Source organism: Ruegeria sp. BA12, assembly GCF_056539625.1.
Genome location: NZ_JBQFVF010000003.1, coordinates 23,709 through 50,099, shown reverse-complemented (window position 1 = coordinate 50,099; position 26,391 = coordinate 23,709). Strand labels below are relative to the sequence as shown.

Sequence of the window (26,391 nt, the reverse complement as noted above, 5' to 3'; positions counted from 1 at the left end):
TATTAAGCATCCCGCCAGTCAAAGCCGTCATCGCAAAAGGCGGCAAATCGAACTGAGGTTTCGCTGATCCGGATCAGGTCGCCACTGGACAGCGCAACAGTACTCAGCACCGGTTTGCCGTTCAGACGGACCAGGTTGGCTTTGCCGCCGTGACCCAGATAGCATTTGCGGTCTTCGGGATCATAGGCGATCACCGCATGATTACTGCGTGAAATACCGGTGTCGCCAAAGTCCAGTTGAATAGCCTGGTCGTCGTTGCGACCAATCTGCATCAGCCCCTCAGTCAGGGTGATGCAGGATCCACGACCCGGTCCGGCGGTTACGACCAGCCAACCCACAGGGAAGGTTTCCTGCGCAGTCTCGGTCTTGGCTACCGGTTCTGCGCTTTCGATCATCTCCTGAACGTGCGTGTCGGCGCGCTCAAATCCAAGGAACGTGGTCTTGACGCGACCACGGCGGTCCTCGGAGGCGGGCGCTTGAACCGGCTGAGGCGGTTCCGGTGTAATTTCTGGTTCAGGCGCGATTTCAGCGACTGGTTCGGGTTGCGCAGGTTCAACCGGCTCGGGCTGAGCGGTCTCAAGTGTTTCAACAACAACCTCAAGAATGGCCTCTTCCTGCGGCTCCTCGGCCTGTGCGGTTTCTTCCGTCTCGACCTCTTCGTCGGTGGCGATGTGCAGGGTTACAACCGGCTCTTCTGGTTCGGGCTGGGTTTCGGGCGTTTCGAAGATGTTATCCTCGGCCTCTTCGACCACTTCGGTCACCACGACGTCATCCGAGGCATCTTCTTCCGGCTCGTCGGAAAACTCAGGCATGTCCTTTTCGGGGATCAGTTCGTCAGCTTCTTCGTAGGATTCCGACGACATGTTGCCACCGGCCAGCGCGTTACGCAGTGCGTTGAAATCCGCAATCGGCTGGGGTTTTTCCGCCTCGGGCTCTGCGGCTTCTTCCGCGACCACTTCTACTTCGGTTTCTGCTTCTTTAGGTTTGCCGGCACCTTCGAGAAGCCGGCTGAGAGGGCTTTTATATTTGAACATGGTGTCGACACCTTTGCTTTTTGACACAGGGTTTTCGTCCTGCGGGGCTGCTACTCACCTCTGCGCGCATCGGCACAACGGCACTTACAATTTGGAAATCAAACCAATTTTTATCTGCCGCGACGGGCCGGTCCCCGTCAGGGTGGCGGATTTCCAGGCACCACCCTTCGTTTTCACTTTGCGGCAGATCACTTTCGAACCGGTCAGATTACTCCTGCGCTAGCTGCATCACGGCCTCAGCTTCGGCCCCGTTGCGCAGCACGGTCAGTCGGGCCTGCGTGAGATTGTCCGAAACCAGAGCTTTCAGCAGGGCATCCAGGCTTTCTTCTTCGTTCAGGATGGCCCCGGTTTGCGCTTCCGAGATTAGAACGTCACCAGCCCGAAGGCTTCCCGCCGTGTCGGTGGGGGTGCTCGTTACAGTCGCCTTCCAGCCCTGACCGTCTTCATTGCGGACGGTAAAGCCAATGCCGTTTTCCAAACCGATCACACGGATGGCAGGCAGGGCCAGCAAGCCGTTCTGGGCCAAGGTCTTGCCCAGCGGACGATAACGCGCGGTCACACGGATATACCCGTCAGGATCAACGGACAGATCATCCAGAACATGCGCGGCGAAGCTTGCGTTCTCGCGGATGGGTTTGCCATTCAGCGTATAGATCGCAGCGCCGCGCGTGACCCAATCGCCGATCACCGACATGTCTTGTGCCGGGTCAACACCGGTAACGGCGATGATGCTGCCGGTGGATACACGACGTCGCGAGAACTGGAACGGAATCTCGACATCCCAATGCGAGAAGGCAACTTGCGTTTCCGCAGGGGTTCCCGACGAAACCACCGCGGGTGAAGGTTCGGCTGTCTGGGCTTGGGCCTCTTGTGTGTCAGCCGAGGGGGCCTGTGTCTGCTCGACAGGCTCTGGCGTCGGTTCTGCCGTAACGGGCGCCGGTTCAACTGGTTCCGGCGTAGGTTCGGTGTTGGCCGCTTGCTCGACAGGGGCTTCGGTATCAGCAGTCTGCTCGACAGGTGCTGCCGTTTCAGTTTCGACCTGGGTTGTTGCTGGGGTGGTGGCCTCGGTCGTTGCGGGTTCGGCCACAACTGCAATGTCCTGCGCGGGTTCCGGTTTTTCGCTGGTCATCAGGAAGTATCCGCCCGCCGCCAGACCGGCCACAACAACGGCAATGCCCGCAACCAGTTTTCCGCTGCCGCCTGATCCACTTTTAACCACAGTGTCAACGGCGACGGCCGTGTCTTCCTTGGACGTGAACTTGGCCAGTTCATCGTCGTCTTTATCTTCGTTGCCCAGAGCCAGATCTGCGTTGCCAGCCAGTAGTGCGGTGACCACCGCCTCGGCGTTTTCGCTTTCGGCTTTGATCCGGGCTTTTTCAACCTCATCATCCTTACGGTCCATCGCAACGATGACGGAAACCGGACGATAGTCGAACGTATCGAACATCACGCCCGGACCGCGGAACATGCGCAACCAATCCAACGCGCTTTGCAGGCGGTCAGTGACGTGAACCTCCATCGCCTTGTCGATCGCTTCAAGGAACCCATCCGGGTAGCCTTTGAACTGCCCAGCCAACGGAGAGTATGGGTCGTCCTGGTCATTGTTGAATGCGTTCAGGCGGGTCTGACCATCAATTGGGCGTTCTCCGCTGATGGCGTGATACAGCGTGGCGGCCAGCACATAGAGGTCACTGCTGGGGCCTTGATCGGCGCCACGCACATAGAATTCGTGGGGGGAATAACCGTCCTTGATAACCCGCAGGGTCAACAGAGCCGCGGATTGCTGTGCCGCTTGCTCGCGCGCGGCGCCGAAGTCGATCAGCACCGGATCGCCGTTCTCGTTGATCAGGATATTGTCGGGTGAGATATCCCGGTGCAGCATGCCGCTTTGGTGGATGAAGGACACCGCAGACAACATCCTTTCGGTCACCTGTACGATGAAATCCGGCCCGGCCTTGTTGTCGGAGTTCTCAACGTAATCCAACAGATCGCATCCCTTGATGAAATCCATCGCGATATAGGCGGTGTTGTTGTCTTCAAAGACCTGGTGGACGTCTACGATATTGGGATGCACCAGACGCGCGTGGTTGCGTGCCTCTTGAATGAACAAATCAATGATGGCGCGCAGATCGTCCTTGTGGTCAGGATCGGCGGGTTCGACCGTGTCGCCATTGCGACGGCACAAGGCACCCGGAAAGCACTCTTTGATCACCACGTCACGCTCTAGGCTGTCGCGGGCCAAATAGGTGATCCCAAAGCCGCCATTGCTTAGGAAACGCAGGATTTCATACTGACCGCGCAGTAGTTTTGCGCCGGGTTGAAGTCCTTCAATTTTCGGTTCGTCGTGCGATGCACCGACCGCCTGGTTGTGGCTCATTTCTTTCCGCCCGTTCTGATCGTTTTGCGGTTTATTTAACTGGGCTAAATCGCCCTCGAACTCACAACCAAACACAACCGCAGGACACTTAAGACGGTTAGACGTTTCAAATTTGACTTTATTGGGGCCGCCTCATGGCTTCACTATGGACCGTTTTCGGATCAATGCTACATATTGTATTTTGATGAGGTAGTATCTCTAAATGTTGAAAATCAGCCTGCACAAAATGCAAGCTGATCGACTGTTTGTCTCCGCTTGGTCAACGGAGTCAGAAAGTTTTAGGTGCGATTCTGGGGCATTCGAATCGCTGCATCGCGACTCAATTTAAACGAGAAGCTTTCAGGTTCCGGTTTTTGGCTGCGCCGAATCCACTCGGCTGCCTGCCCAAGCAAGGTTATCGCTGAGCTGCGCCAGAATGCTGATCGCGTCCTTCAAGGGGGCGTCACCGCTTTCAAATTGCAACAACAACAAAAGGTCGGTGGCCTTTTCGAACTCGCCCGGGATCCAGTCGGCAGTGGGGTCGATTTCGCCCCCTTGCTCTAACCGTTCGGCGAAATCTTCGACGATTTCCTGACACGAATGCAAAAAGGCCGACGGTTCGATATCCGACGATTCACGCAGGTCTTCGTAGATGCTGGCAATTGCGGCCAGCCAGTCCTCGAGGATCGGGTTTTCAAGCGGCGGCAACGCTGATTCCAGCGTGGCATGCATCGAGGCAGTGTCGGCCGGCTGCGGCTCGACCTCGGGCAGGTCCAGCGTTTCCAGAAAGGGCAGAAAGTCCTGTTTCAGGTCTGCCTGTGCGGCTTCAAGGTCAGCCAGACGGCGGGCGGATGCGATCTCCAAAACCTGTTCGGCCAGATTTTGGCCACCACAAGTTTCCCACAGGGTAAAATCGGGCTCGGGCTCCTGCGCCATGGCGCGGACAGCAACCGGCGTGCCAATAGGCACGACCGAGCGGAACAAATCACCCTTTTCCTTGTTAAGCCGCGACAGAACCCGATCCAGTGCTTCACTGACATGCGGCAGATCGGTGTGGGTGACGGCCAGCAGACTATTGGCGCGCAGCTCTTGCGGAACTTGTACCCACAGATGCCGTTCGGTTTCACGCCAGGCATTGGTCCCGTTGGTACACCAGATCGCGCAATCGACGAATTTCAGCAGATCGAGCGTCTCTTTGTAGTTATCGTCCAACGCGCCGGTTCCCGGCAGATCGAACAAAGAGATTTCCTGCAGGGCAGGGGTGTTCAGCCCGACCGAAATGAAATCGGGTTCATCCGCGGCGGCTTTTTCCAGCGCGATGCCGGAGTAAACCTTGGGCTCACGATCCCACCAGCCCACGGTGGTTTCCGGAGTTTCGGAATAGGCCACGATAACCAGTGGCAATTTCAGATGTTGTGGCCCGGTGGGCAGGATATCGGCCCCGGCCAACATGTTGGCAAGGCTGGACTTGCCAGCCCCGAATTCCCCGGCGAAACCGATGTTGACCGCGTTGGACAGCCGTTCGGCATGGGCCAGAGCACGGTCGCGCATATCGCCCAAGGCCTCATCGGCCGACACATTTTCGGTCGCGTTCAGAAAGCGTTCAAGTTGTCTGACTTCCTGTTCGGTTCCGGGAAATTCGATCATTCCGCCGCCTCTGCTAGTAATTTGTCTACGTCATCCGCACCGAATACGGCGCTTAGTTCTGCCACGACGCGCTGTGCCTGATCATAGGCCATTTGAGCTTCATTGCGCTCATTGGTTTCGCCGCTTCCAGTGCGATGTTCAAGATGCCCGGCCAGCAAGGCCAGGTAATGATCCAGAACGGTGTTCAGGCGTTCCAACAAATCGCTGCGGGCGGTGTCCACCAGATCGTCGCCGATCATCTCGAATTCCTGAACGATCATGCGTTCGGCGCGGGCGACAACGCTTTTGCGTGAAATCAGACGCGACAGCCAGCTGACCCGCAGTTCAACGGTAATGCCGCGGGTCAGTGCCGTGGTATCCGGGCGGAACCAGCGCACGGCACTGGTATTCATGCGGTTGTCGCTTGGGTCCTGCCAGCCGGGTAGGGCGCGCAGGGCGGCATTGCTTTGCATGTCGATCGAGTACAATTCGCTCAGCATCCGCTGTCGCACCACTTGCGTGGCCCCCTGAACCAGTTCGCGCATACGGTCGCGTAGCGGAGTGAAGTTCAGCTCGGTATCCCCACCCTTGGCAAGCAGGGGGGAATCGCCGTTCGGACCCCTAACTACGGCCGAGACGGACTCGGCCACGGTGTCATCCATGACGCCGCGCAGATTGGCCAGAACATCGTCCATGTCATTGACGATTTCCGAGGTCTTTTGCGTTACCAGCGTGCGTAGGTCGGCGAGCGTCTTACTGTTCTCGTCACCGCTATCGGGGGCAGGGCTGATTTCTTCTTCGATGACGCGTAGATGGGCCTTGCTGCGCTCAAGCTCGCCATGGGCAAAACTGTTGAGGTGCTGCCACGCCATCCGCAACTGTTCATTGCGCGGCCCCTCTGTCAGGGCACTGGTCACGTGACGGCGCAGGTCTGGCAAGCCCGAAGCGATCATAGCGGCAAACCGCAAGACGCCTTCGCGGCTGATCGGACCCGAGCCGCGTTTGATTTCTTCGACCCCGTCCAGATATTGCTTCATTTGTTCCGGATGCGCGCGCAGCCAGGCCAGGACTTCATCATGGTTGATACCTGTTTCATCCCCGGTCAGCGCATAATGCGCCCACTGGGCGCTGCCCATCAGCACATCGATATCCGAATTGCCAAGTGCTTTTTCCAGACCGTCCAATACATCGGCCCGGACCTTGCCCGCATCTTCGGCTCCACCGCCCAATTCGTCGACGCGGTTAATGAAAACTACGATCTGACCCAGTTCCAACGCCTGCATCAGGCGGAACAGTTTCAGATCGGCGCGCGACAGGGCCTGATGCGCAGACAGAACCACAACAAAGAAGTCGGATTCCTTGAGGTACTGGCGCGAGATTTCTTCACGGATCAAAAGCGGGTCATTGACGCCCGGCGTGTCCGTCACCGTTAGGGGGAACGGGAAGTGGCCGATGTCGAAATAGACTTCGGCCTTGCGGGTGATGTCGCTGTAGAGACCACGATCTGATCCAGGGTCGTGCTCACCCTCTTCGGTTGGATCATCCCCGGCACAGACATAGCGCGCCAGATCGTCTGAATTCAGGTCATCCAGATCGTGATGCTGACCCAACAAGTGCTTATAGCTTTCACCCAGACGCAGTTTGGCGCGGGTTTTCATCGCCTCGACCTGCTCTTCGATCATTTCGCGCTTATAGCTGTCCTCGTCATCGGGGAACATGTTGCGCAGCTCTTCGCCTTCGGCGATCAGCGCTTGCCACTGGCGGTTGTCGAAAAAGTGGAATTCGGCCCCTGCGGTGCGTCCCGATGGGTGGCCGAAATGCATATCGGTAATCACCGTCGTCCACGGGTTCACATCCGACGGCAGGTATTCGGCCTGCCCGGTGAAGCCGTTGATCAAACGGGATTTGCCGGCCTTGATCTGCCCGACAAAGGCAATCGAAGGTTTCAGATTCGTCAGGTCGCTGACAATGCGCGAAATGAACTGGCGGGTCTCTTCATTAGAGGTGCCGTTCATGTCATCGGCAATACGGATTAACTCGCGACGGTTGTTCTCACTCATAAACTTTACCCTGGTAACTTGTAATCACGGATAGAATTAGTCGAAAAATTGAATGTTATGGCCGAAATCATCCGCCCGGCCTCTTCAGGTTGGTCCACAGATTGACGACGGCACCCAGCTTGCGCGCCTCGTGTACGGCCATTGCCAGGTTTTTACCATCGTTCAGGATTGCCAGCCCGGCGTCTTTGCCACCCGAAGGGCGCATGACAATCAATTGCGGATGGTCCATCACGGCGGCGCTGTCGCCATTCCAACCAGCAAGATCGCGGGCAAAGAGGGCCAGCAGGTCAGAATCGGGGTGTAATGATCCATTTTCTTGGCAATCACCTGCCATTTGCAGTGCTGCCCCGTCGGCCCCGGCTGCCAGAACACGCCCCTGTGCAAACCGCTCGGACCCGTCATAGAAACGCTGCGCAAGAGTGTCGTTTTCTTTGCTTTCCAAAGCTTCATCGGCGGATGCTATTTCGTTCGGGTCGGCATCCGCAACAATGGAAATAACCGGCTCTGGCGGCACTTCTATGTTTTCACAGGCGGTTTCGATCTCGCTGTAGGTTATGCCAACGTCATCCGCCTCAAGCGCCGTGTCTGGTTGCAGGGAAACAAGCTCAAGCGGAGCAGGAGCACAGGCGATGTCCGTGACCAGCTGCGCCAGTTTGACGGCCAGATCCTCACGCGATTCCGTTTCGAAATCCGGGGCAATACCGGATTGCACGCGAAACACATCCGTCACCCGAGAGCTGTTGACCTCAATCGCCAGGCAATCGCCGTTGGCGGCGGTGAATTCCAACCGACGGGGCAGGATGGTGCCGCGAATGGTACGCAAAACCTTTTCGCGCCGCGCCTGGGCAGTTTCGCCTGGTACGGTCACCGCCGGATTCAGGCGGGCGACAGATGCGCGACCGATATCGTCGAGCAGATCAAGTATGTCCGTGTCCATCATGCCGTGACCCCCCTCTGGTCCGGTCTAAACTGCAGCCGCTACCGGCCCCAGGCTGAGATGCGATTTAGTCAACGCCAACCCGACATTGGCGCTGTTGTGACAGATGTAGCAGACCACGTGATCGGGATATTCCCGGGTCCGCAGAAAGATGTGCAGCCGATCGTTCGAAAACACCGCGATTTCCCCAAATCCCGGACTATCCGACTCTTCTGCTGTGGCCGAGCGCAACAATTCCTCAAAGGCTTTGACGCCGCCACCCTGAAACAGGTTAGCCACGGCAATGGCCAAAGTGTCCAGAACGTCCGCGCTGTCTGTGTCCAAGGTGTTGGTCGCCAGCAACATCCCCGTTTCCATATCGACATACCCGGCTGCAATGCAGTCGGGTATGGTGTCCATCGCGGTGTTCAATGCGGCTTCTATTGTCATCGCTTGCTACCTGCGCTTCGGGTCACAACACATGGAATTCCGCCCCGCCGTTTTTTGAAGCGTTCGGAACCGTATGCATCGAATCCTTGGCCTGACGTGCGTAATGTTCGGCTGCGATCTGGTCGAATTCCTTGAGGAACGCGTCGAACACATTTTTCATGCCTTCAGCGTCGTCCGGCAAATCCTCATCCGCAGTGATGTCGCGCCACATGGATGCCGCGCTCAGCGGTTTTCCTGCCGGTACGTTCAGCAAGTCTTCCAGTTTTTCGCCGTTTTTTGCGGCCGGGGTTGCCTCGTCAGGGGCAGCACCGTTGGACAGCGGCACAACTTGCATGTCCACAAGACCACTGGATTCGGGCTCGGGCTCATACTCATCATCTGCGCCTTTCGCCTGTTCCGCCAGCAAAGCCGTAATTGATGACACCGAGACATCGGCGCGACGGTCTTCCGGTGCTTGTTCGGCGCTCTCACTCTGCTCGGACGTGTCTGCCAACTCGCTTTCTGGCGAGGGAAGGATCGGGTCCGAAGCGGCCAGTTCTTCGGCAGGGCTGTCCACTTCGGGGTCAGACAACAGGTTGATATCGTCATCTTCGTCCAATTCGTCATCATCCAGCAGATCGAACGAGTCTTCCTCGTCGAAACCCCGCACGTGTTCGGACAGGTTCAGGCCGGTATCCGGTGTGTCGCGGAAAAAGGCGCGCAGCTCGTCCTCTTGGGCGTCCTGGACGGGTTCAGCATCCTGCTTTTCCGCCACCATTTCGGCGCGTAGGCGCTCGGCCTCGGCCGCATCGATGCGTTCTTCCCGGTCGGTATCCTCGGCGCGGCGCTCGACACGCGTTGGACGAATTGGGAAGTTGGTGACCACTTCGTCTGCGCCACCCGCCTCGGATTCGGATACGGGGTCGACCAGTTTCAACGGCGCCGGTTCGTCGGCCTGTTCTTCCTTTCGCTTGGGGCGAATTGGCTGAACACGAAGGTCGCCTGACAGGCTGTTGTCGATCTGGTAACGCGCCAGCATATCAGCGCGGTTGTCCATGATCTGTTCGGTGATTTCGAGGAAGCTGTCGACCATCTTGCCGCCACCGCTGCGGGCCCACAGTTCGGCGTCACCGCTTTTGTCCCGCGCCGTGATCGCGTCACGAGCCGAGAACAGGATTGATCTGTTAAACAGATGACCGGCTTCGCGGTTCACGCGGCGCAGCACTTTTTGGCGATCTTTCTGGCCCAACACATCTGCGCGGGTCACCAACAGCAGCGAGTTATGCTGCAACCGTTCGGGCAAAGACACCCATGTCGCCCGCTCGGTCTCGCGCCAGGCTTGGGTTGCATGAGTACACCACAGAACGCCATTGGCTTGCCCGACCGCGCGACGCCAGACATCGCTGGAAATTTTCGGGTCGGAAATGCCGGGGGTGTCGATCAGGTCCACCGCTTCCAGAATGTCGGATTCAAGGAAAATGCGAACGAACTGAACGTCGTTGACTCCTACGGTATCAAGCTGGTCCAGCGTAATGTTCTCGCGGCTACCATCGTGGCGCTGCACATAGGCCGAACCTTTTCCCCAACTGAACCAGACGGGGGGCAGTTGCGTGGCCGTGACCTGCGTTGGCAGCGCGTGCGAGCGCAGCAAAAAGTTCATCAGCGTCGATTTTCCTGCACTGAACTCTCCCATCAGCGCAAAGATCGGTTTGCGTCGGGACCACTGCTCGATGCGTTCCCATGCCTTAGGAGAGACGAAGCGGGTTTGTGTGTCTTTTGCCATATCGCTACTTATGCTGCCTCGTTACTAAGATCTTTCAGGATGTCACCCAGGATATCGTCGCGCGATTTCTTGGGTGCTATACCGGCCATAAGCGCGGCCTGGCTTGGGTCTTGCTCGGCTGAGGCCGAGATGTTCAACAGGGTCTCGGCCTGCTCGCGCAGGAAGTCAGACAACCCGGCCCGGACATTTTCCAGAACCGCAGCGATCTGATTTTCCTCAAGGTCCTTGGTGATCGAGTTCGCCTCGGATGCGATCAGGCGCGTATAATCGGCAGCGTATGCTTCGAACCCTTTGCGGCGTTGCCACCAGCGGCGCCACCATGTGCTTTGCAGGTCCAGCGCAATGGTGCGCCCGATGCCCAGTGGCGGAGGTACGCGAGGGACGATTGGGGCTTCGATGCTGAATTCACCCAGATGGTTGCCCAAAAGCTTCTGATACAGCGCTTCGACATCCGCCGCGGCGGTACTGTAAAGCGCGCCTGCCTCTTTGCGCATCGCGCGGGCAAAGCTGAAATAGGCCGCTTTCTGCAATGTGCGCAGACCCGCCGGGTCATATTGCCAGGTGCCTTCCTCGCCATTCTGTTCGAGATGCGAAATCAAAGAGTCCGTTGCGCGTTTGACAAAGTTCGCCTCGGCCGATTTCAGACGTTCCAGCACTTTGTCGCGCAAGGCGGTCGTCAGTTCCGCAGCCTTCTTATCGTATTCCTCAGCAACCTTGGCGATTGCCTCTTCGGGGGACACACCATCCAGATCCCGCACGACCCCTTGGCCGTCGGACAGGTTCTTGGCCACAGCCGTCGCCCGAATTTGGCTGGCGATATTGCGGGCGCGATGCCGGACGCGATCCAACAGGCGAGTACCCGCTCCGTCAGCGATCCGTTCATTCATCGCCAGTAGCAGATCGGGAAGACCCGACAATGCCCAGATTTTATCCAGCGACGGGGCCTGATCACCAAACCCTGCTGCCAAATAGAAGGTATTCAGAGCTTGCCGCGACTCTTCTGTCAGAATGTCGGGATTGCCGGTCAGGGCGGCTTCGGCCCAAAGGGCACTGCCGAACACAACGCTTGTGCTCGTGTCGATATTATTCTGTTTCAGCGTGTCCTGAATGCGGTCGCGGATTTCCGGCACTTGATTGACCGGATCTGACAATTCGTCGATGCGGTTCACAAACAGGATGATCTGGCGGTTTTCAAACTGTGCGATGATCCGCATCAGCGCCATATCCATGGTGGTCAGCGCCTGGCTGGCGGCCAGAACAACAACGCAAACCTCGGACCCGCGCAGGCTGCGCAGCGTGATCTGTTCGCGCACCATAAACGTATCGTTCACGCCGGGTGTATCGCAGAGTTTCAGCGAAATCGGATATTGCGGAATGTCCATGAACAGTTCCGCAGATTTGGTGACGTCGGCAAAACGCCCGGTCTTGGGGTTGATATCCGGGTCTTCGTCATCGCCCAGACAGACATAGCGCTGGATCAGTTCGTCGTCGAAATAGTCATACTGGTGGCTTTGTCCCAGGATCAGGTCAAAATGCTGGCCCAGGCGGGATTCGGATTTGGCCTTCATCTCGCCGATCTGGCGGCGAATATCTTCCATCTCATCATCGGCCCCGGCGCGATTGGCCAGTTCTCCCAATCGGCCACCGCCGACCATCAGGTTGTCCCACTCTTCTTGTTCGAAGAAGGTGAACTTGGCTTTTTTGTCGCCTTCCGTGCGGGTGTTGATGTTCAGCGTGGTTACGACCGAGGTCCACGGGTTCACATCCGACGGCAGTAGGGCTGGGCGCCCGGCCAGAATGTTCACGATCGAGGATTTGCCAGCCTTGACCTGCCCAACCAGTGTCACACTGGCCGTAAAATTCTCCATCTTCGTCTTTAGCGTTGCAAGCCGCGCCGAGGATCGCGCATCTGCCACCTCTGTCAATTGGTCGATCTGCGTAGACAGGGCAGTCATGGCCGAAGTCATCGGCGTCAGCGCCTCATTTCCTACGGACAGAAGATGGTCGTTTCGGGCCATGGTCAGCCTCCGGTTCCAGTGGCAGCGATGGGATTGTGGTCCTGACCGTCATGAGAGCTGGTCATGATGTCGATACGAGCAATCAGATTCAGCGCGGTGCCCAGAATATCGGCCTCGTCACCGGGTGAGATCGTTTCATAAGCTTGAGAATCGGCAAGCACTTCGATCTCGCTGAACTGTTCACTGTTTTCCAGCAGAGCCAGGCGACGCCCGGTCGGAAAACTTTTTGATTTCGTTCGGGGCAACGGCATGCGCGAGTTGGCCAACAGGTAGTGACCCCCCGAATGCGTACGCAATGACACGCCGAAGCCTGTGTTCGGATGATTCCGGTTCAAGGATTTCAGTTCACCAAGAAAACTTTCACGGGCAAGACCAATGGCGTCTTGCTCGGCAGAAGCAGCGTTCATCATATTGGTCACGGTTAAGATCCTCGTGTTCGAGTTGAGCAAAAAAGAAACTCGTACTTGCCCGAAGGCAAAAAGACTCATTAATTCCCGCTCTCCATAATTGTTGGCAAGGCGGTGTTATTTTGACACGAATAAGATTTTTTGGCGTTTGAATTGTGGCGCAAATATGGTCACAGCCCCTACAACCGCTCAACTCATGGCCGAGTGGGAGGAATTTCGACACTGAAGGATCAAGGCGCCAGAGCTGAGCAAGGCGTTGATTGTAGGATGAACTATCTTGAGGGAGTTGCCGGTAATATATTGTTTTATAACAATATAAATTAGAAGAGAGATTTTATCTACGAGCCGGTTTTCCGACCCTCCCGGTGCGATGATCGAAGCAACCGTGTTAGGTGCGCCCGTCTTTCAATCAGATAACTCAACGTAAGCGAGTGTAATTTTTCGGCCATCTTTAATGTGCATGAATCGTCAACTATTGGTAGGACGACCAATTGAGGGATCAAATGCTGTCGTACTGATTTTCGCCAGGGATCTAAGTTCCAAACATTCAATAAATTGGGACTATTGGCCCGATTCAGTCTGCTCACGCACCCTCAGAGGCGTGGATTCTGCGCGCCGGGCATGACGATCAGCCTCGCCAAGATTGTCGCCAATAAGGGGGCAATAATCTTTGCCAAAAGCCAATTTCCCTCTCGCACTCGGTCGCAGCCTTTGTTATTGAGCACGTCAATCCGGCGCTCAAGGCCGGTCGTGCGGGTGTGGCGAAATTGGTAGACGCACCAGATTTAGGTTCTGGCGCCGCAAGGCGTGGGGGTTCAAGTCCCTCCACCCGCACCACTTTTTCTGATTGTTTGCGTATCACCACTGTCCTGAAGAAACTGTCCAAACCTAATGTCTGGTTGGGCAGCAGCACCGCGCAGGCGCGCGTTGCTTTGTTCGTTGCGACACTTATGCCGCCGAGAAGGCCTGAATGCTGCCGCGCAGTTCGAAGACGTGCAGGAACGCGTCGGGATGAGGGCGAATGCGATAGTTGTCCGTCTCATCGCCGAAGATCACTGTGCCATCTTCATCCAGTGCGATGACAGTCGCTTTGACAGTATCGCTAGGGTAACCGGGCATCTCAGACGGTGCTCTACCCAAATCTTCGATACCCAGGGTCTTGGCGGCAGCCAATCCGTTGTCCTGAAGGATCTCGAAATGGGCCGGTAACATCAGATTCTTTGCCAGTTTCTCGGAATTCTTGATGCCTTGGTTAGGGATGAACTTTACCTTCACACCCGCCTTTGCCTTCACCTCTTTGAGCTGGTTCATGCAGAAAGGGCACCAGTTGGCGCGAAAAAACACCAGCAGTGTTTGTTCGCCTGTAAAGGACGCGGAGGTCGTGTGTGTTTCGTCCAGCCGTTGCAGCGGCAATTCAGATAACGCTTGGCCTTTCACAATGGCAACGTTCGGCTTGCGGCCATAGTTCGAGAAGATGTGGATGTACAATTGCATGGTGATCGCGCCAAACAAGGCCAGTCCTACGGCAACGTATTCACTTGGGGTCGTGAAACCGCCGCGCGAGGAAATTTGGTAGACTACCCAAGCTACGGCAGACAGGTTGATAAGTTGGATCACCGGCAGGTTCTTCGAGGTTTGGGAAATGCCCAACGCTCCGGCCAGCACCATCAGGAAGAACGGCATGGTGAACGTCGCAAAGAATGAACCGATCCAGATCGGATCGTAGCCTGACATCCAGAACATAATAGCTAAACCAGCGTCCCTGGCCTTCTTGCGGCGCCAGGGTGAGAACGCCGCCGGGCTTCACGCTAAGCTCACTGTCCAGTACCGCGCGGAACTGGTGCCCTTCCACGTCACACGTCACCAGTATATGCGGGCCCAATGGCTCCACAATCTTGGCCCGTGCCAAGGACCTGATCCGAAACGCGCAAATCTTCCGGGCGAATGGCCCAATTCAGGTTTTTGCCGCTGGCTGGGCCCTCAAGGCATTGCCCTGCAACTGTCCAGCGACCAGAGCCCGAAGACTCAGCCGGAAGGAAATTCATTGGCGGATTGCCGATGAAACTGGCCACAAACTCGGCCGCTGGATCCCAGTACACCTCGGTGGGTGAGGCTGCCTGAACAATTTTGCCCTGATGCATGACACTGATCCGGTTAGCCATGGACATGGCCTCGACCTTATCGTGAGTCACGTAAGTGGCAGCGGTTTCGCTTTCGGCCAAAATCCCCTTCAACTAGGCACGCATTTCCATCCGCAACAGCGCGTCGAGGTTCGACAGGGGTTCGACGATATCGAAGACACGGCCGTTTCGACGCCGGGCCTTTCAACCATGGCAATCAACCCAAAGAAACTAGGCACGCGATTGGCTGAAATCCTTCTGGACCGAATGCGAAAACCCGAACTGCCAGTCCGTCATTTTGAGCATTCCGCGACCTTGGTTGCACGGGGAACATCAGGGCCAGTTCCTGACCATTGAACCTATTCCCAGAATTTGCTGTAGGTATTCATCGCTGCCCTCGCTGATATTGTGCGAGCAGGGGAGCGGTCATATATGATCGGCGCAGCGAATGTTCGGTTCGAGCCCGTACTTTGCAACACAGCCTGGGAAAACGGCCCTTTAAGTTCAGCGGTTCTCTGCGATTTTGACAAGCTACACTAATTAATCTGCGCTCATCTAGCGCCACACGACAGCTTTAGCGTGTCGAATGCTAAATGCCCCAAAATCGTTTTGATGAACTGATGGATTTCGTCTGCGTCCGCTATGGCTATTGTGGAGGTGTCGTTGATGGGAAACCGATGCATGTAACGCATTTCATTCCTGAATATGGGAACGTAGCTGCAAGTGAATTTTCTGAATGGGTGATGTTGGCAGAAGATATTGGTCCGGATTCGAACTTGGGTTTTCGTGACCAGCATAAAAAGGACATTGAGGCTGCATTCGTAAAGATCATGGGAAGCGCAGTAGTTCCTGCCAAAGAATTGAGATGGGATGCAGAAGACTAAGTGACTTGTGTCGAAGCAGTTGTAGCGAATGATGCTCTATCCGCAATGCGTGAGTTCGACCATTTGGAATTCCGCGGCACCGTCCCGGGTGCCGCGGAGATCTTTTATTTAGAACGACCAGCGAAGTCCCGCCCGAAGGAAGGGGCCCTGGGCGTCGCTGCCGATTTCCTGTTCGGCATTCAGTTCAAGCTGAATGTCCTCAACAATATCTTGCTCGTAGCCAACCGCGACACGAGCGCCGGTGAAGTCGGTAGATGCAAAGATCAGCGACTGAGTCGATGAGAATACGGTCACATCAGCATCTGTTGTTCCCAGATCGCGCCGCAGAACACCGCTGAGCTGCCCGCTTAGGATACCGCCATTACCGAACTGCTTTTCAGCCTCTACACCCAGTTGGGCTTCGATGACTTCGGTGGTGACATCTCCGACCGTGGCGTTGGCGCTTGAGCGTGTTTCGGTGTAGCCATCGTCCTTTTGGTTGGTATAGCGCGCGTTCGCAAATCCGAGCAGCCCGAAATCACCACTGACGTCGAACCCGCGTTCGACCGCGATATGCGCTGTCAACAGCCTGCTGTCATAATCGGCATGAGCATCATCGCTGCCATTGATTTGACGGGTGCGGTCTGTCGAGAGCCAGCCATAGCCAAACCCAGCTTCAAGCGTATAGGCACCAATCTGTCGACCCACGGCGGCGTCAAGAAAAAAGCCGGTCGTGTCAAAGTCCGCGGACTCGTTATCTCCGTCCGCCGAGAACACGCCCATGCCAACAGCCAACGCAATGCCGTTGTCCATTTGACCGGTAATCCCGGCGCTGCCGCTGAAAAGCGATACGTCCAGATCGCTGCCGGTTTCAGGGTCGAACTCTCGATACTGTGCATCGATCATCGCAAATGGCCTGAAGCCCGCAAAGGTGAACCCCTGCGCAACTTGCTCTGACGGTGCATAGTTCAGCGCGTTGCCACTGCTGCCTACGACGCTGCCGTAAAAGGCGACGACGTCGCCTGAAACCGCAAAATCATCAGCATCTACAGCAGCATATATCGGTGCTGCTCCGCCCTCATCCTGCACGAACCAGACAGAGCCCTCTTCGGACACGGTGGTCGTGAAAACACCCGCTCCGGGCGTGGCGTCTTCAAAGTTGAACACAGCGCTGCCGCCCTGCGCGTCGAGATTTACGTTGTGCGCGTCAACCCGTATGACGCCGTCGACATCATCATTGGTGTCAGCGTTAAGCGTGCCCGAACCCGTCCCGAGATAAACGGCATAAACTTCGTCATTGCCGGAAACCCGGATGGTTCCCAGGCCGTCGATCGTGCCGTCAAAGTTGTCGAATTGGATACCGGCAGCACGTGTCCCGGCAGAACCGGTCCCATGAACAGTGATCTGTCCGGTGTTCGAGAACGATCCCTGCATGTCGTTGGCGTAGATACCGATTGCCGTTGATTGGTCCGGCGATAGTCCACCGCCATCCATCCCACCCTGGGCGGTGACCGTGATATTGCCCGAGTTCGAGATGTCTCCGGTTGCGATTTCGTCGACGTATACGCCGTAGGCTTCGGCCTCGGTATCCCGCGAGATGGCGGTGGCCGTGATATTGCCCGAGTTTGTGATGGTGCCGCTCAGATTGTCTGTCAGATAAAAGCCTGCGGCAGTTGCCGAGTCTTCGGCAGCCTCGGCGCGCAAGGTCATGGTCCCCGAGTTGGTGACCGTTCCCGAAACGTCATCGCCAATATACATGCCCGAAGCTGTCGCCTCGTCACCGGTATTTAGAGAAAGCGCGGTCCCGGTGATCGTACCCGAGTTGATTACGGTGCCTTCAACCAGATCTTCGAGGTAAAAGCCGCCTGCATAGGCCTCATCATCGGTATCGGCACTTGCGAATGCAGTGATCGTGCCGCTGTTGATGATGGTTGCGCCTTCCAGCATATCGTCATCGACGAAGATACCATATGCCGAAGCGTCGGATTCAACCGCCAAGGCAGTTACTTTGATCGTACCGCTGTTTTCAATTCGGCCGGACAGATCGCTATCGACAGCAATGCCATAGGCGATCGCTTCATAGGTCGTTGGAGCAGATGCGAAAATGTCCAGAGTGCCCGTGTTCAAGATCACACCGGACGCATCGCCATCAACGAAAATCCCGAATGCAGATGCAGTACTGTCAACGGTGGTGATGGCAACCGATTTTATGGTGCCCGAGTTCACAATCTCACCGGTCTCTAGCAGGTCATCCTCGACATAGATGCCCCAGGCATAGGCGTAATCGTCGGCGAAGGATCTGGCGCGTACATCGATTGTGCCCGTGTTTCGGATGGAGCCGCCAACGTCGCCATCAACGGCGATACCGTAGATAGATGCGGTGCTTCCCGCGGAGGTGTTGATAAGCCCATCGACCCTTATCGTGCCGGTGTTCAAGATTTCGCCGGTCTCTGTAAGGTCTCCGTCGACATAGATACCCCAAGCTTCGATGTCCCCATCAGTCGATTGCACATCGACCTCTATGGTGCCGTTGTTCACGATCGAACCGGCGACATCACCATTGACCTGGATTGCATAAATATCCTGAGGGTCAGAGCCCGTAATATCCAGCGATATGGAGCCGTTGTTCACCAGTTCGCCGCCCTCAAGCAGGCCGCCATCCAGGCGCAGGCCCGTCGCCGTATCCGTGTCGGTGGCAGTGACCGAAATCGACCCGTTATTGGTAAACGTGCTTGAGTAATCCGTAGTGATCGTCAGGGCGGCGGCCGTCGAAGATGTAATCTCAATCGCGCCGCTTGCTGTCACTTCGTGATCCGCATCGGTTGCGAAAACCTGAGGCGTCGTCACCACATTCGAGATCGTATCCGCATGTACGTCCCCGGTAGTCAGTGCAACCATCGATACCTGTGCCAGCAACGCAGCAGGAGCCGCACTCACAATTTGGCCTTTCCACTTGAAAAGACGCCCCCCACGGAGCTTGGGGGCGTTCACCCCCGACCCATTTTTAGACATTTACTATCCCGTTAGATTTTTTTTGTCTTTTTTTGTCGAAGCTTGCCGCGTATTCGCGATCGGCTCCGCTTATGAACTGTTAAAAAGTCGTTAACATATATGCAATCCACCAATTTTGCATTGCATAAGATGATCTATTGCTGTTGGAAATTCGTAGGAAAACTGCAACACAATGTGGCAATTTGACGGCGCTTGGTATCAGGTTGCTATCATGCGCCAGCCCGGAGCTACTTGAATGCCAAAAAACCAGACTTTGTCTATCGGAGAAGCCTATAACCAAGGTGTTCAGGCATTTGAAACAGGGCAATTGAACAAAGCTGTCAAGGTTCTGAACCAAGTCCTCAAGGCTGCGCCCGAATATGCCCCTGCGCATCAACTGCTTGGCGTAATTGCGTTTCAAACCGGTCAGACCGGACCTGCCGAAAATGCCATGCGCGAAGCGATCCGATTGCAGCCAGACAATGCCGGGTTCCTGTCAAATTTTACCGAGGTATTGCGCACGAACGGAAAACCTGAAGAAGCACTCAAGGTCGGTAAACGTGCGGTTCAGCTTGCTCCGGGGGTTGCAAATGCGCATTCAAACCTTGGGTTGGCCTATTATGATATGGGTGAACTGTCCGAAGCCGAAGCCTGTCAGAAAAGAGCGTTGGCCCTAAACCCCGATCTGATTGCGGCGTTGAACAATATGGGATCGATCGCGCGCGACAACGAGGACAGAGAAGGGGCAATTTCATTCTACCGCCGGGTGCTGGACCTGCGCCCGGGCTATCTGGAGAGTGTCAACAACCTCATTTCCGTATTGATCGAAGCTGAACAGTCGGAAGAGGCCACAGAGCTGGCAGATGATTACCTTGGCAAGGGACATGTTTCCGCAGAGTTGCATCGCAATCGGGGACGGTTACACGTTTTGCAGTGCGAATGGGACGAAGCCGAACGCTGTTTTCGGAATGCAATTTCGCTGGATGAGAAGAAGCCCGAATCCTATGTCGGGCTTGCACAGGTTCTGACCGAGAAAAACCTGCATGAACTTGCCCTTGTCGAGGCTGAAAAAGCGCAGCGCTTAGACCCCAGCCACGCACCTGCGTATCACTATATAGCCGTCTGCAAATCGCACCTTGGCGACCTTGAGGCCGGTTTTGCCAATTACGAAAAGACCCTTGAACTAAAACCAGATTTTTCGGCCACGATGATCGCATTGGGGCATCTGGAGATGGAGCGCGGCAACTTTGACGCCGCCCGCAGTTGGTTCAATAAGGCGGCTGAAAGGGACAAGGCGCGTCTGAATGCGCAGATCGCGTTGGTCAGGTTGGACAAGGTTGCCGAAGACAACCCTGATTTTCAGGCTCTTGTGGCCGCGTTGCCCGGGGTCGACAAGTTGCCGCCCGAACAATCGGTTTCGTATCACTACGCTTTGGGGAAATGCTATGAGGACCTCAAGCGCTACGACAGCGCTTTTGAGCATTTTGCAAAAGGGGCCGCACTAAAGCGCAGCATTATCGATTTTGACGCGGACGAGATCGAGGAAACCGCCGACGATCTGATTTCGATGTTTACGCCAGAGCTGGTCCAAAAGCTCCGCCAAAATTCTGTAGATAGCAGCCAGCCGATCTTTGTTGTTGGTATGCCCCGATCTGGAACCACGCTGACCGAGTCGATCCTCGCCAGCCACCCCTACGTTTTTGGGGCCGGAGAGTTGAGCTATATGCACAAGCTGTTTACCGATCAGCTGCGTGGTGGAAACAAGAAGACGGGTAGTCTGATCGCCGCTCTGCCGGATCACGAGATTTCGAAACGCGCCCAACAATATATCCAGCAGCTTGACGCGCACGCGCCTGGTAAACCGTTTATCGTCGATAAGATGCCTGCGAATTTTCTGATGGTTGGTCTGATACACGCGATCATGCCCAACGCACGGATCGTGCATGTCGCGCGCAATCCAATGGATACGTGCCTGTCCTGTTTCACACGGGTTTTTCAGCGCAGCCAGTATCACAGCTATGACCAGGTCGAGCTGGGCCGGTACTTCAACGCCTATGTTCGCGTCATGCAACACTGGAATGATATCCTTCCGTCGGGCAGTTTTCACACCGTTCACTATGAAAACCTGGTCGAGAACATTGAGTTTGAAGCGCGTCGCCTGATCGCCTTTTGTGGTCTTGAATGGGATGATCGCTGCCTTGAATTTCACAAAGATGCGCGGCGAGTTCGTACCGCCAGCGTTCAGCAAGTGCGCCAGCCGCTGTACAAGTCCTCAAAGGAAAAATGGCTAAACTACAAATCTCATCTAACCCCGCTTATTGAAACTATCGGAGAAGCAAGGATTTCTTTCTGAAAGATTTTCGCTGAAACCTAAAATTGAAGGTTGCCGGTGTGAAGTAGGGCGCTGTTTTCGATCCAAAATCACCAATGTCAGCTGGTTTAGAACGCCCGAATGTGCGTTTCGCGATTTGCTAAAGGCTCAGAACCTAACTCTCGCAATGCATAGATGAACCGATTTATTCCCGCCGCGCCATCACGTGATGCATGACCAAGTTCAGCACTTCGACATCATCCTGATTAAATGTCCGATAGCGAAACCGTACCGTTCCCCGGTCGGGTTAGGAACGAGACGGCGTAAGCGCTTCGACCGTAACACGAGCGCAGAGCGTGTCGTCCGGGAAAACAGGAGCAAGCCACCGAACCTCGTCCATACCACGACCGCCCAAGTTGGTGCCGGTGAGTATGCCGGTGTCACGAAAAAGGCGGAAGGTGAGGGGAATGGTTTGAAACCTACTGGCAATTCCTAGCTCCTGGTCCATCAGTGCTATCGCTCACCAACGTCAGAAGTTACCGTCCCTTCGAGTGTGCAGCAGACGCGGTCTCTAACCACCGAATAGTTACAGGTTCGCGGATATCAACTCGTTAAATTTCCAAGCATGACGATCAACACTTGCAACAGAATGTTTGAAACACCCTCTGAGGTTATGGGCAATTCCAAGCAGCGACTTCCTCGGCAGTTATTGGATATCTTGTCGCCTCCATCACCTCGGGCACCTGACTTGCATCATATCGGTCCATGACCCATTCCCAGACGGGATCGCCCGTACTGGTCACTTCCAGCGCTCGTCCGGCGCGGGATTCGGTTAGCAGAAGATTGCCATTGGGCAGCTTTTGCCATTTCCCGGACCACTTGGTGTAGAACGGTTGGTCGGGCCGTTTGGGAAAGAGAATGGCGCGTTCTTGCGTATGGGGTTGCACTGCGACGACGCGGGATCCTCCCTGCAGGCCTCCACCCTCGGTTCGGTCGTAGTTGTTGTCGAAGATGCCGATCCATCCGTCACCGATGAAATCCGGGTCGTGCTGAAACAGAGTGTCTGAATAGGTGCGCCATTTCACCTTTAGCGTATCCGGGTCCAGCACCATGACCATATGTAGATCCCGCAGGGAAACAACGATGTCACCCGCATCGAACAACGGATATTCAGCGGCCATATCCGGTGACAGTTCTTCTATGTCGTTGAGGTGAAAGATATCGCCATGATAATTCCTGCCTGTCCTCAGGTACACGTCGCTCAGGCCATTTTTCTCAAACACTTCGATCGAGCTGATGGATTTCAGGATCTCGCCATCGGGGCTGACTTTCATGAATACGTCTTCGTAGACGGGGAAGGACACGATATCGAAAAGCGCCTCATCCCGCCCGTCACGAGAGCGCAGTTCCTGATTGCCGGACACCCAGAAAGAACCGTCATCATTCGCTGAGATGGAGTGATGCGCCCGAGGCTCTGACAGCGCCCACAACACGTCGCCACAGGCCGACATACGCGCGATCCCGATGAATTCGAAGTTGAACAAAATGTCGCCATTGGGAAAAAGATGCGAGCCGTGAATATAGGGATAATTATGCCGCCCGCCGAAGATCTCACCCGGATCAGGCGCCCAGGAATGCAGGACCGCGCCGGATTCATCTATCAGCCGGAGGCCTGCATGCCAGTCGAATTCAGGAAAATACGATGTGATAAGCGTTGTGCCGGGTGCAATGGCGTCGGCGTCGTGAATGCGAACCCCTTCAAAATCATATCGCACCGGCATCAGCCGGTCAGGTTCCTTCATAAAGGCTTTGATCTCCCCCCAAGTCTGAACGGCGATCCTGTAAGGGGCAAGATACAGGTAAGCTGATGCAAGCCCTGCCAAGAAAGTGATTGCCAACAGGCAAGCCAGCGACAGCAATGCAAGCAGGCGATCAGACATAATTTCAAAATCCTAAGCTACAATCTGTGTGACAAAGTTGGAATTTTGTCTGTTGGTGATCAAGCTTTAATCAACTCACACTGCCCATTTTGCGGCATATCCATTCAGCTTCGTGCGCTTTTTCAGGCAATTGAAGGGTTTGGGTCACCTTTTAACTTGCGCCTACATAGGCATCTGAATTGGCAATAATACAACTGATCTCGCAAAGTTGTTGCCAAATCGCTGCAATATGAGCGTCTGTTATTCGTAATTTTTGCAAGCTGGTTTAGTTTCGATGACAGGGTGTAATTTTTGCTTGGTGTTGAGTGTCGTGTTACAGAGTTTGAAGAACAGACAATGAAGCCTGCCTTTGAAAAATTGCCAGAACGGCTGTTCCGGGTTTGCCTGGTCTTTTCGGTTATCTGTGTGTCTGTTCTCTATGGGATGTTTGCGCAAAAGAAAAATTGGCCTCCGGCCCCGCAATTTCGGACGGCATATAATGTCCTGTTCGTCTATGAAGCTTTGTCACGCAAAGCCAGAGCATACCGTCAGCATCTTCAACCGTCACGCGGTCAAGGCGACGGCGTCATGGTAAACGAACACCCTGACCGCCAGGATACGATCCTGCTGATGGGATATTTCGAAGGAGAGAACCAGGCGAGGCTTGTGAAGCGAGACGGCAGTGTGATCCGAAAGTGGACACTAGACTACTTTCAACATTACCCCGATGTTCAAGATCGTCCCTGTGCCCACCTTACAGCCCCTTTGTTGACAGATGTGCACGGCGCGTTGCTAACGCCAAAGGGTGAGCTTGTGTTCAACTACGAGTATTGCGGAACGGTCAAGTTGGATCAGTGTTCCAATCTACTCTGGCGGTTGGATGAAAAAACTCATCATTCGATGGTTGCATCGGAAACAGGCGGGTACCTGACGCTTGGCCGCAATGTTTGGAATGCGGCCGAGGTTGTTGACCGTTTTCCGCCGTTTTCGACACCGGCGACAAACGATTTGATATGGGAAGACGTGGTCTTGAGGCTTGATGACAATGGCCAGGTACTAGAAAGGGTATCGATCCCAGGCATGATCATGGACAGCGGTCTGACAGCGTTGCTGACAGCAAACAATGAAGAGATCACATCCGCAAAAGTGGTTCGGAACGAGCTGCTTCATTCAAACAAGATTGATGAACTCCCCTCTGAACTGGCGGAACAGTTTCCAATTTTCAATGCCGGTGACTGGGTTATTTCGATGCGAGGGCTGAACCTTGTCATCGTAGTTGACCCTGCCTCACGGGTGGTGAAATGGCACCAGACCGGTCCATGGATTCGTCAGCACGACCCAGAGTTTCGCCCTGACGGTAAAATTTCGATATTCAACAATAATGCTTATCTGACCTCATACGACAAGCACAAGAAGACAAGGTTGGCTGCGCCTCGAGATACGAACATTGTGATTATTGACCCGGTCACACGAGAGACCGAAGTTGTCTTCGGCAACAAGCCCGGTCAGGAAATGTTATCGGTCATTCGGGGACAACATGAAGTTTTGGAGGACGGCGGGCTTCTGATCACGGAGTTCGACGCGGGCCGAGTGCTAGAAGTGGACGGCGCCGGAAACGTGACCTGGGAATATATTAATAAATACGATGCTGAATTTGTGGGTGAGATCACCAATGCAAAACTCTACCCATTGAGTTATTTTGAAACTGATTGGAAGGAATGCATGCAATGAAATGGTTCAGGAGAATCTGGCTAGGAGAACGTCTGATCCCGCTTTGTCTTACCGGAGCGCTGTCTTTTCTGATTCAGGCAAGCCCGGCTCACGCCTATATCGGGCCCGGTGCCGGGTTAGGCGCGGTCGCGGTCACGATTGCTGTGGTGCTGGGCGGCCTCTTTCTTATTGTCGGGCTCGTCTGGTTTCCGTTGAAGAGATTGCTCCGCGGCAAGAAAGTCGCGGCTGAAGCAGGTAAAGAGACCGACGCGGCGCAATGATACAGGCTGTTGCCGTTTCGCTTTTGGCGGTGGCGGGGTTCATTCTTGCTTTGTGGTGGACGAATATCGCGGATATTGCCCGCGGGATTGTTGGTGCAAGCATGGCGGGTGTGGCCGCCCTGTTTGACAACCAGTTGTCTGACGATGCCAAAGAAGTTGCAGCGCGGCGGGCAGGGGGTCAGTTAATTTTAGGGGGATTAAACCTGGCAGGGCGCATTGTTGTGGCGTTGGCTGCGGCGGGCCTTCCCATCTTGCTGGCGGATTTTGTGGGCCTGGTGCCCGGCAGCGCGGTTCTGGATGTCATGCTGCGGTTGGATTACATCGTCATCGTTTCCATCCTGGCCTTTGCAACGGTGAAGATCGTCAACCGTCTGCGTCGTACCGATGCAGCGGCAGAGAATAGCGGCCCCCAATATTCGCCTGTGGATCAGTTCGTTCACAACTTAGCCTTTTCCGGCCCCGGGGTTCAGAAAATGGCCGCACGGGCCGAGGCGCGCCTGATACCGCGCCCTCCGATGCCTGACGTTTCGCAACCCATTTTTGTGACGTCCCTGGCGCGTGGTGGCACCACAGCGGTTCTCAACGCCCTTCATGATGCACCCGAAGTGGCGACTCACACGTATCGGGATATGCCTTTTGTTACGGCACCTGTGCTGTGGAACAAGCTGGCCGGCGGCAAGAGACGCGGGGTGCGCAGACGGCAGCGTGCCCACGGCGACGGAATGGAGATCGACCTTGAAAGCGCAGAAGCGTTTGAGGAAGTGATCTGGAGAATGTTCTGGCCAGAGAGGTACAAGGAAGCCTCAATCCCGCTGTGGCAGGCCGGGGATACAAATGAACAGGCCGACCGGTTTCTACAAAACCACATGAGCAGCATTATCCGGGCGCGCAATCTTCAGGCCGGGCCGCAGAGCGTTGAGAAGACACGCTATTGTTCAAAGAACAATGCCAACATTGCCCGGATTCCCTATCTGCTGAAATCCTTTCCTGATTGCAGGATCGTGGTTCCCGTAAGACGTCCTGAAAGCCATGCTGAGTCCCTACTGCGGCAACACAATAACTTTAGCAAGCTGCAAACCCAGGACAATTTTGTGACCCGCTACATGGCCGATATTGGTCATTTCGAGTTCGGCAATCTGCATAAGCCCTTTTTGTTTTCCGGAATGGAACCGACGCAAAAGGACACCCACACACCTGATTACTGGCTGCAATACTGGACTTGCGCCTTTCGGGAACTGCTTGAGTACAAGGATAGGTGTATCTTTCTTCTGCAGGACGATTTGCGCGCATCGCCTCAGGCGACGATGGAGGGGTTGTATGACACCCTTGAGCTTTCGTCTGATGGCCAGAGTTTCGAACAGTATTTTCATTCGAAGCCTGACGTGGCTGCCGCAGAACATTTCGACCCCATCTGCCTGAAGGCCGCGCAAGATGTATATGAGGCATTGGAAGAATGCGCCCATCGGAACCTGCTGCGAAACGTGATTTGAGACTGGTACGAATAGAACTACAAGTTTTGAGAACAAGTTCCTGCTGACCTGCTTCAAGCGGAATATGTCATACATTC

Annotated in this window: 19 protein-coding genes and 1 tRNA gene; 7 read left to right on the top strand and 13 right to left on the bottom strand. The window is 55.3% G+C overall.

Annotation, left to right across the window (positions count from 1 at the left end; all coding sequences use genetic code 11):
- Nucleotides 1-2: 2 nt before the first annotated feature.
- The 9 genes from ACR0B0_RS08205 to ACR0B0_RS08165 all read right to left on the bottom strand — a co-directional run bounded on the left by ACR0B0_RS08205 (nucleotide 3) and on the right by ACR0B0_RS08165 (nucleotide 12,710).
- Entirely contained in the window at nucleotides 3-1,034 is a 1,032-nt protein-coding gene (locus ACR0B0_RS08205; RefSeq protein WP_480647253.1) for an FHA domain-containing protein, read from the bottom strand.
- A 208-nt stretch (nucleotides 1,035-1,242) separates the two neighbouring features.
- On the bottom strand, nucleotides 1,243-3,411 hold the full coding sequence (locus tag ACR0B0_RS08200; RefSeq protein ID WP_480647252.1) for a serine/threonine protein kinase: 2,169 nt from the start codon (nucleotides 3,409-3,411) through the stop codon (nucleotides 1,243-1,245).
- Nucleotides 3,412-3,750: 339 nt separating this feature from the next.
- A complete protein-coding gene (locus ACR0B0_RS08195; protein ID WP_480647249.1) occupies nucleotides 3,751-5,037 on the bottom strand; it encodes a dynamin family protein in 1,287 nt (428 codons plus the stop codon).
- Nucleotides 5,034-7,076: a dynamin family protein gene (locus ACR0B0_RS08190; RefSeq protein ID WP_480647248.1), complete on the bottom strand. Its 2,043-nt coding sequence runs from the start codon at nucleotides 7,074-7,076 to the stop codon at nucleotides 5,034-5,036. The genes ACR0B0_RS08195 and ACR0B0_RS08190 overlap by 4 nt, the downstream gene beginning before the upstream one ends.
- Nucleotides 7,077-7,143: 67 nt before the next feature.
- Complete coding sequence (locus ACR0B0_RS08185) at nucleotides 7,144-8,016, bottom strand: hypothetical protein (protein ID WP_170349887.1); 873 nt, start codon at nucleotides 8,014-8,016, stop codon at nucleotides 7,144-7,146.
- A 24-nt stretch (nucleotides 8,017-8,040) separates the two neighbouring features.
- Nucleotides 8,041-8,442 (bottom strand): NUDIX hydrolase, encoded by a 402-nt coding sequence (locus ACR0B0_RS08180; protein ID WP_480647246.1) that lies wholly within the window; start codon nucleotides 8,440-8,442, stop codon nucleotides 8,041-8,043.
- Nucleotides 8,443-8,464: 22 nt separating this feature from the next.
- Nucleotides 8,465-10,204, bottom strand: coding sequence for a dynamin family protein (locus ACR0B0_RS08175; protein WP_170349885.1), 1,740 nt, complete (start codon nucleotides 10,202-10,204; stop codon nucleotides 8,465-8,467).
- An 8-nt stretch (nucleotides 10,205-10,212) separates the two neighbouring features.
- The gene (locus tag ACR0B0_RS08170) at nucleotides 10,213-12,222 is read right to left on the bottom strand and encodes a dynamin family protein (RefSeq protein ID WP_170349884.1); all 2,010 of its coding nucleotides are present in this window, start codon (nucleotides 12,220-12,222) and stop codon (nucleotides 10,213-10,215) included.
- Nucleotides 12,223-12,224: 2 nt separating this feature from the next.
- Nucleotides 12,225-12,710 carry a hypothetical protein gene (locus ACR0B0_RS08165; protein WP_226689470.1) on the bottom strand — a complete coding sequence of 162 codons (486 nt, stop codon included), beginning with the start codon at nucleotides 12,708-12,710 and terminating at the stop codon, nucleotides 12,225-12,227.
- Between the two features lie 671 nt (nucleotides 12,711-13,381).
- On the opposite strand from ACR0B0_RS08165, the gene ACR0B0_RS08160 reads away from it, so the two are divergent.
- Nucleotides 13,382-13,466, top strand: a tRNA-Leu gene (locus tag ACR0B0_RS08160).
- Nucleotides 13,467-13,577: 111 nt separating this feature from the next.
- On the opposite strand, the gene ACR0B0_RS08155 is transcribed toward ACR0B0_RS08160, so the two are convergent.
- Complete coding sequence (locus ACR0B0_RS08155) at nucleotides 13,578-14,372, bottom strand: TlpA family protein disulfide reductase (protein ID WP_480647244.1); 795 nt, start codon at nucleotides 14,370-14,372, stop codon at nucleotides 13,578-13,580.
- Between the two features lie 110 nt (nucleotides 14,373-14,482).
- Complete coding sequence (locus ACR0B0_RS08150) at nucleotides 14,483-14,863, bottom strand: hypothetical protein (RefSeq protein WP_480647497.1); 381 nt, start codon at nucleotides 14,861-14,863, stop codon at nucleotides 14,483-14,485.
- Here ACR0B0_RS08150 and ACR0B0_RS08145 point away from each other — a divergent pair.
- Together ACR0B0_RS08145 and ACR0B0_RS08140 are read left to right on the top strand one after the other, a co-directional pair.
- On the top strand, nucleotides 14,765-15,106 hold the full coding sequence (locus tag ACR0B0_RS08145; protein ID WP_480647242.1) for a substrate-binding domain-containing protein: 342 nt from the start codon (nucleotides 14,765-14,767) through the stop codon (nucleotides 15,104-15,106). The genes ACR0B0_RS08150 and ACR0B0_RS08145 overlap by 99 nt on opposite strands.
- Nucleotides 15,107-15,342: 236 nt before the next feature.
- The gene (locus tag ACR0B0_RS08140; protein ID WP_170412438.1) at nucleotides 15,343-15,633 is read left to right on the top strand and encodes a hypothetical protein; all 291 of its coding nucleotides are present in this window, start codon (nucleotides 15,343-15,345) and stop codon (nucleotides 15,631-15,633) included.
- Nucleotides 15,634-15,741: 108 nt separating this feature from the next.
- Here ACR0B0_RS08140 and ACR0B0_RS08135 read toward each other — a convergent pair whose 3' ends face one another.
- On the bottom strand, nucleotides 15,742-18,549 hold the full coding sequence (locus ACR0B0_RS08135) for an autotransporter outer membrane beta-barrel domain-containing protein (RefSeq protein WP_480647239.1): 2,808 nt from the start codon (nucleotides 18,547-18,549) through the stop codon (nucleotides 15,742-15,744).
- Nucleotides 18,550-18,859: 310 nt separating this feature from the next.
- On the opposite strand from ACR0B0_RS08135, the gene ACR0B0_RS08130 reads away from it, so the two are divergent.
- Entirely contained in the window at nucleotides 18,860-20,956 is a 2,097-nt protein-coding gene (locus tag ACR0B0_RS08130) for a tetratricopeptide repeat-containing sulfotransferase family protein (RefSeq protein ID WP_480647237.1), read from the top strand.
- A gap of 629 nt (nucleotides 20,957-21,585) precedes the next feature.
- Here ACR0B0_RS08130 and ACR0B0_RS08125 read toward each other — a convergent pair.
- A complete protein-coding gene (locus tag ACR0B0_RS08125; protein WP_480647235.1) occupies nucleotides 21,586-22,854 on the bottom strand; it encodes an arylsulfotransferase family protein in 1,269 nt (422 codons plus the stop codon).
- 336 nt (nucleotides 22,855-23,190) lie between these two features.
- Between ACR0B0_RS08125 and ACR0B0_RS08120 the strand changes: the two genes are divergently transcribed.
- Genes ACR0B0_RS08120 through ACR0B0_RS08110 form a run of 3 tightly spaced genes read left to right on the top strand, consistent with a single transcriptional unit; the run spans nucleotide 23,191 to nucleotide 26,314 of the window.
- On the top strand, nucleotides 23,191-24,564 hold the full coding sequence (locus ACR0B0_RS08120; protein WP_480647233.1) for an arylsulfotransferase family protein: 1,374 nt from the start codon (nucleotides 23,191-23,193) through the stop codon (nucleotides 24,562-24,564).
- Nucleotides 24,561-24,824 carry a hypothetical protein gene (locus tag ACR0B0_RS08115; RefSeq protein ID WP_480647231.1) on the top strand — a complete coding sequence of 88 codons (264 nt, stop codon included), beginning with the start codon at nucleotides 24,561-24,563 and terminating at the stop codon, nucleotides 24,822-24,824. Before ACR0B0_RS08120 ends, ACR0B0_RS08115 begins: the two co-directional genes overlap by 4 nt.
- Nucleotides 24,821-26,314: a sulfotransferase gene (locus tag ACR0B0_RS08110; RefSeq protein WP_480647229.1), complete on the top strand. Its 1,494-nt coding sequence runs from the start codon at nucleotides 24,821-24,823 to the stop codon at nucleotides 26,312-26,314. The genes ACR0B0_RS08115 and ACR0B0_RS08110 overlap by 4 nt, the downstream gene beginning before the upstream one ends.
- Nucleotides 26,315-26,391: the final 77 nt, after the last annotated feature.

Excerpts from the sequence above, each read along its gene's own strand:
- ACR0B0_RS08120 (WP_480647233.1), top strand. The coding sequence starts at position 23,191 with ATGAAGCCTGCCTTTGAAAAATTGCCAGAACGGCTGTTCCGGGTTTGC.
- ACR0B0_RS08170 (WP_170349884.1), bottom strand. The coding sequence starts at position 12,222 with ATGGCCCGAAACGACCATCTTCTGTCCGTAGGAAATGAGGCGCTGACG.
- ACR0B0_RS08195 (WP_480647249.1), bottom strand. The coding sequence starts at position 5,037 with ATGATCGAATTTCCCGGAACCGAACAGGAAGTCAGACAACTTGAACGC.
- ACR0B0_RS08125 (WP_480647235.1), bottom strand. The coding sequence starts at position 22,854 with ATGTCTGATCGCCTGCTTGCATTGCTGTCGCTGGCTTGCCTGTTGGCA.
- ACR0B0_RS08130 (WP_480647237.1), top strand. The coding sequence starts at position 18,860 with ATGCCAAAAAACCAGACTTTGTCTATCGGAGAAGCCTATAACCAAGGT.
- ACR0B0_RS08110 (WP_480647229.1), top strand. The coding sequence starts at position 24,821 with ATGATACAGGCTGTTGCCGTTTCGCTTTTGGCGGTGGCGGGGTTCATT.
- ACR0B0_RS08185 (WP_170349887.1), bottom strand. The coding sequence starts at position 8,016 with ATGATGGACACGGACATACTTGATCTGCTCGACGATATCGGTCGCGCA.
- ACR0B0_RS08140 (WP_170412438.1), top strand. The coding sequence starts at position 15,343 with ATGCCCCAAAATCGTTTTGATGAACTGATGGATTTCGTCTGCGTCCGC.
- ACR0B0_RS08145 (WP_480647242.1), top strand. The coding sequence starts at position 14,765 with ATGCATGACACTGATCCGGTTAGCCATGGACATGGCCTCGACCTTATC.
- ACR0B0_RS08165 (WP_226689470.1), bottom strand. The coding sequence starts at position 12,710 with ATGAGTCTTTTTGCCTTCGGGCAAGTACGAGTTTCTTTTTTGCTCAAC.
- ACR0B0_RS08205 (WP_480647253.1), bottom strand. The coding sequence starts at position 1,034 with ATGTTCAAATATAAAAGCCCTCTCAGCCGGCTTCTCGAAGGTGCCGGC.
- ACR0B0_RS08180 (WP_480647246.1), bottom strand. The coding sequence starts at position 8,442 with ATGACAATAGAAGCCGCATTGAACACCGCGATGGACACCATACCCGAC.
- ACR0B0_RS08190 (WP_480647248.1), bottom strand. The coding sequence starts at position 7,076 with ATGAGTGAGAACAACCGTCGCGAGTTAATCCGTATTGCCGATGACATG.
- ACR0B0_RS08115 (WP_480647231.1), top strand. The coding sequence starts at position 24,561 with ATGAAATGGTTCAGGAGAATCTGGCTAGGAGAACGTCTGATCCCGCTT.
- ACR0B0_RS08155 (WP_480647244.1), bottom strand. The coding sequence starts at position 14,372 with ATGTTCTGGATGTCAGGCTACGATCCGATCTGGATCGGTTCATTCTTT.
- ACR0B0_RS08175 (WP_170349885.1), bottom strand. The coding sequence starts at position 10,204 with ATGGCAAAAGACACACAAACCCGCTTCGTCTCTCCTAAGGCATGGGAA.
- ACR0B0_RS08200 (WP_480647252.1), bottom strand. The coding sequence starts at position 3,411 with ATGAGCCACAACCAGGCGGTCGGTGCATCGCACGACGAACCGAAAATT.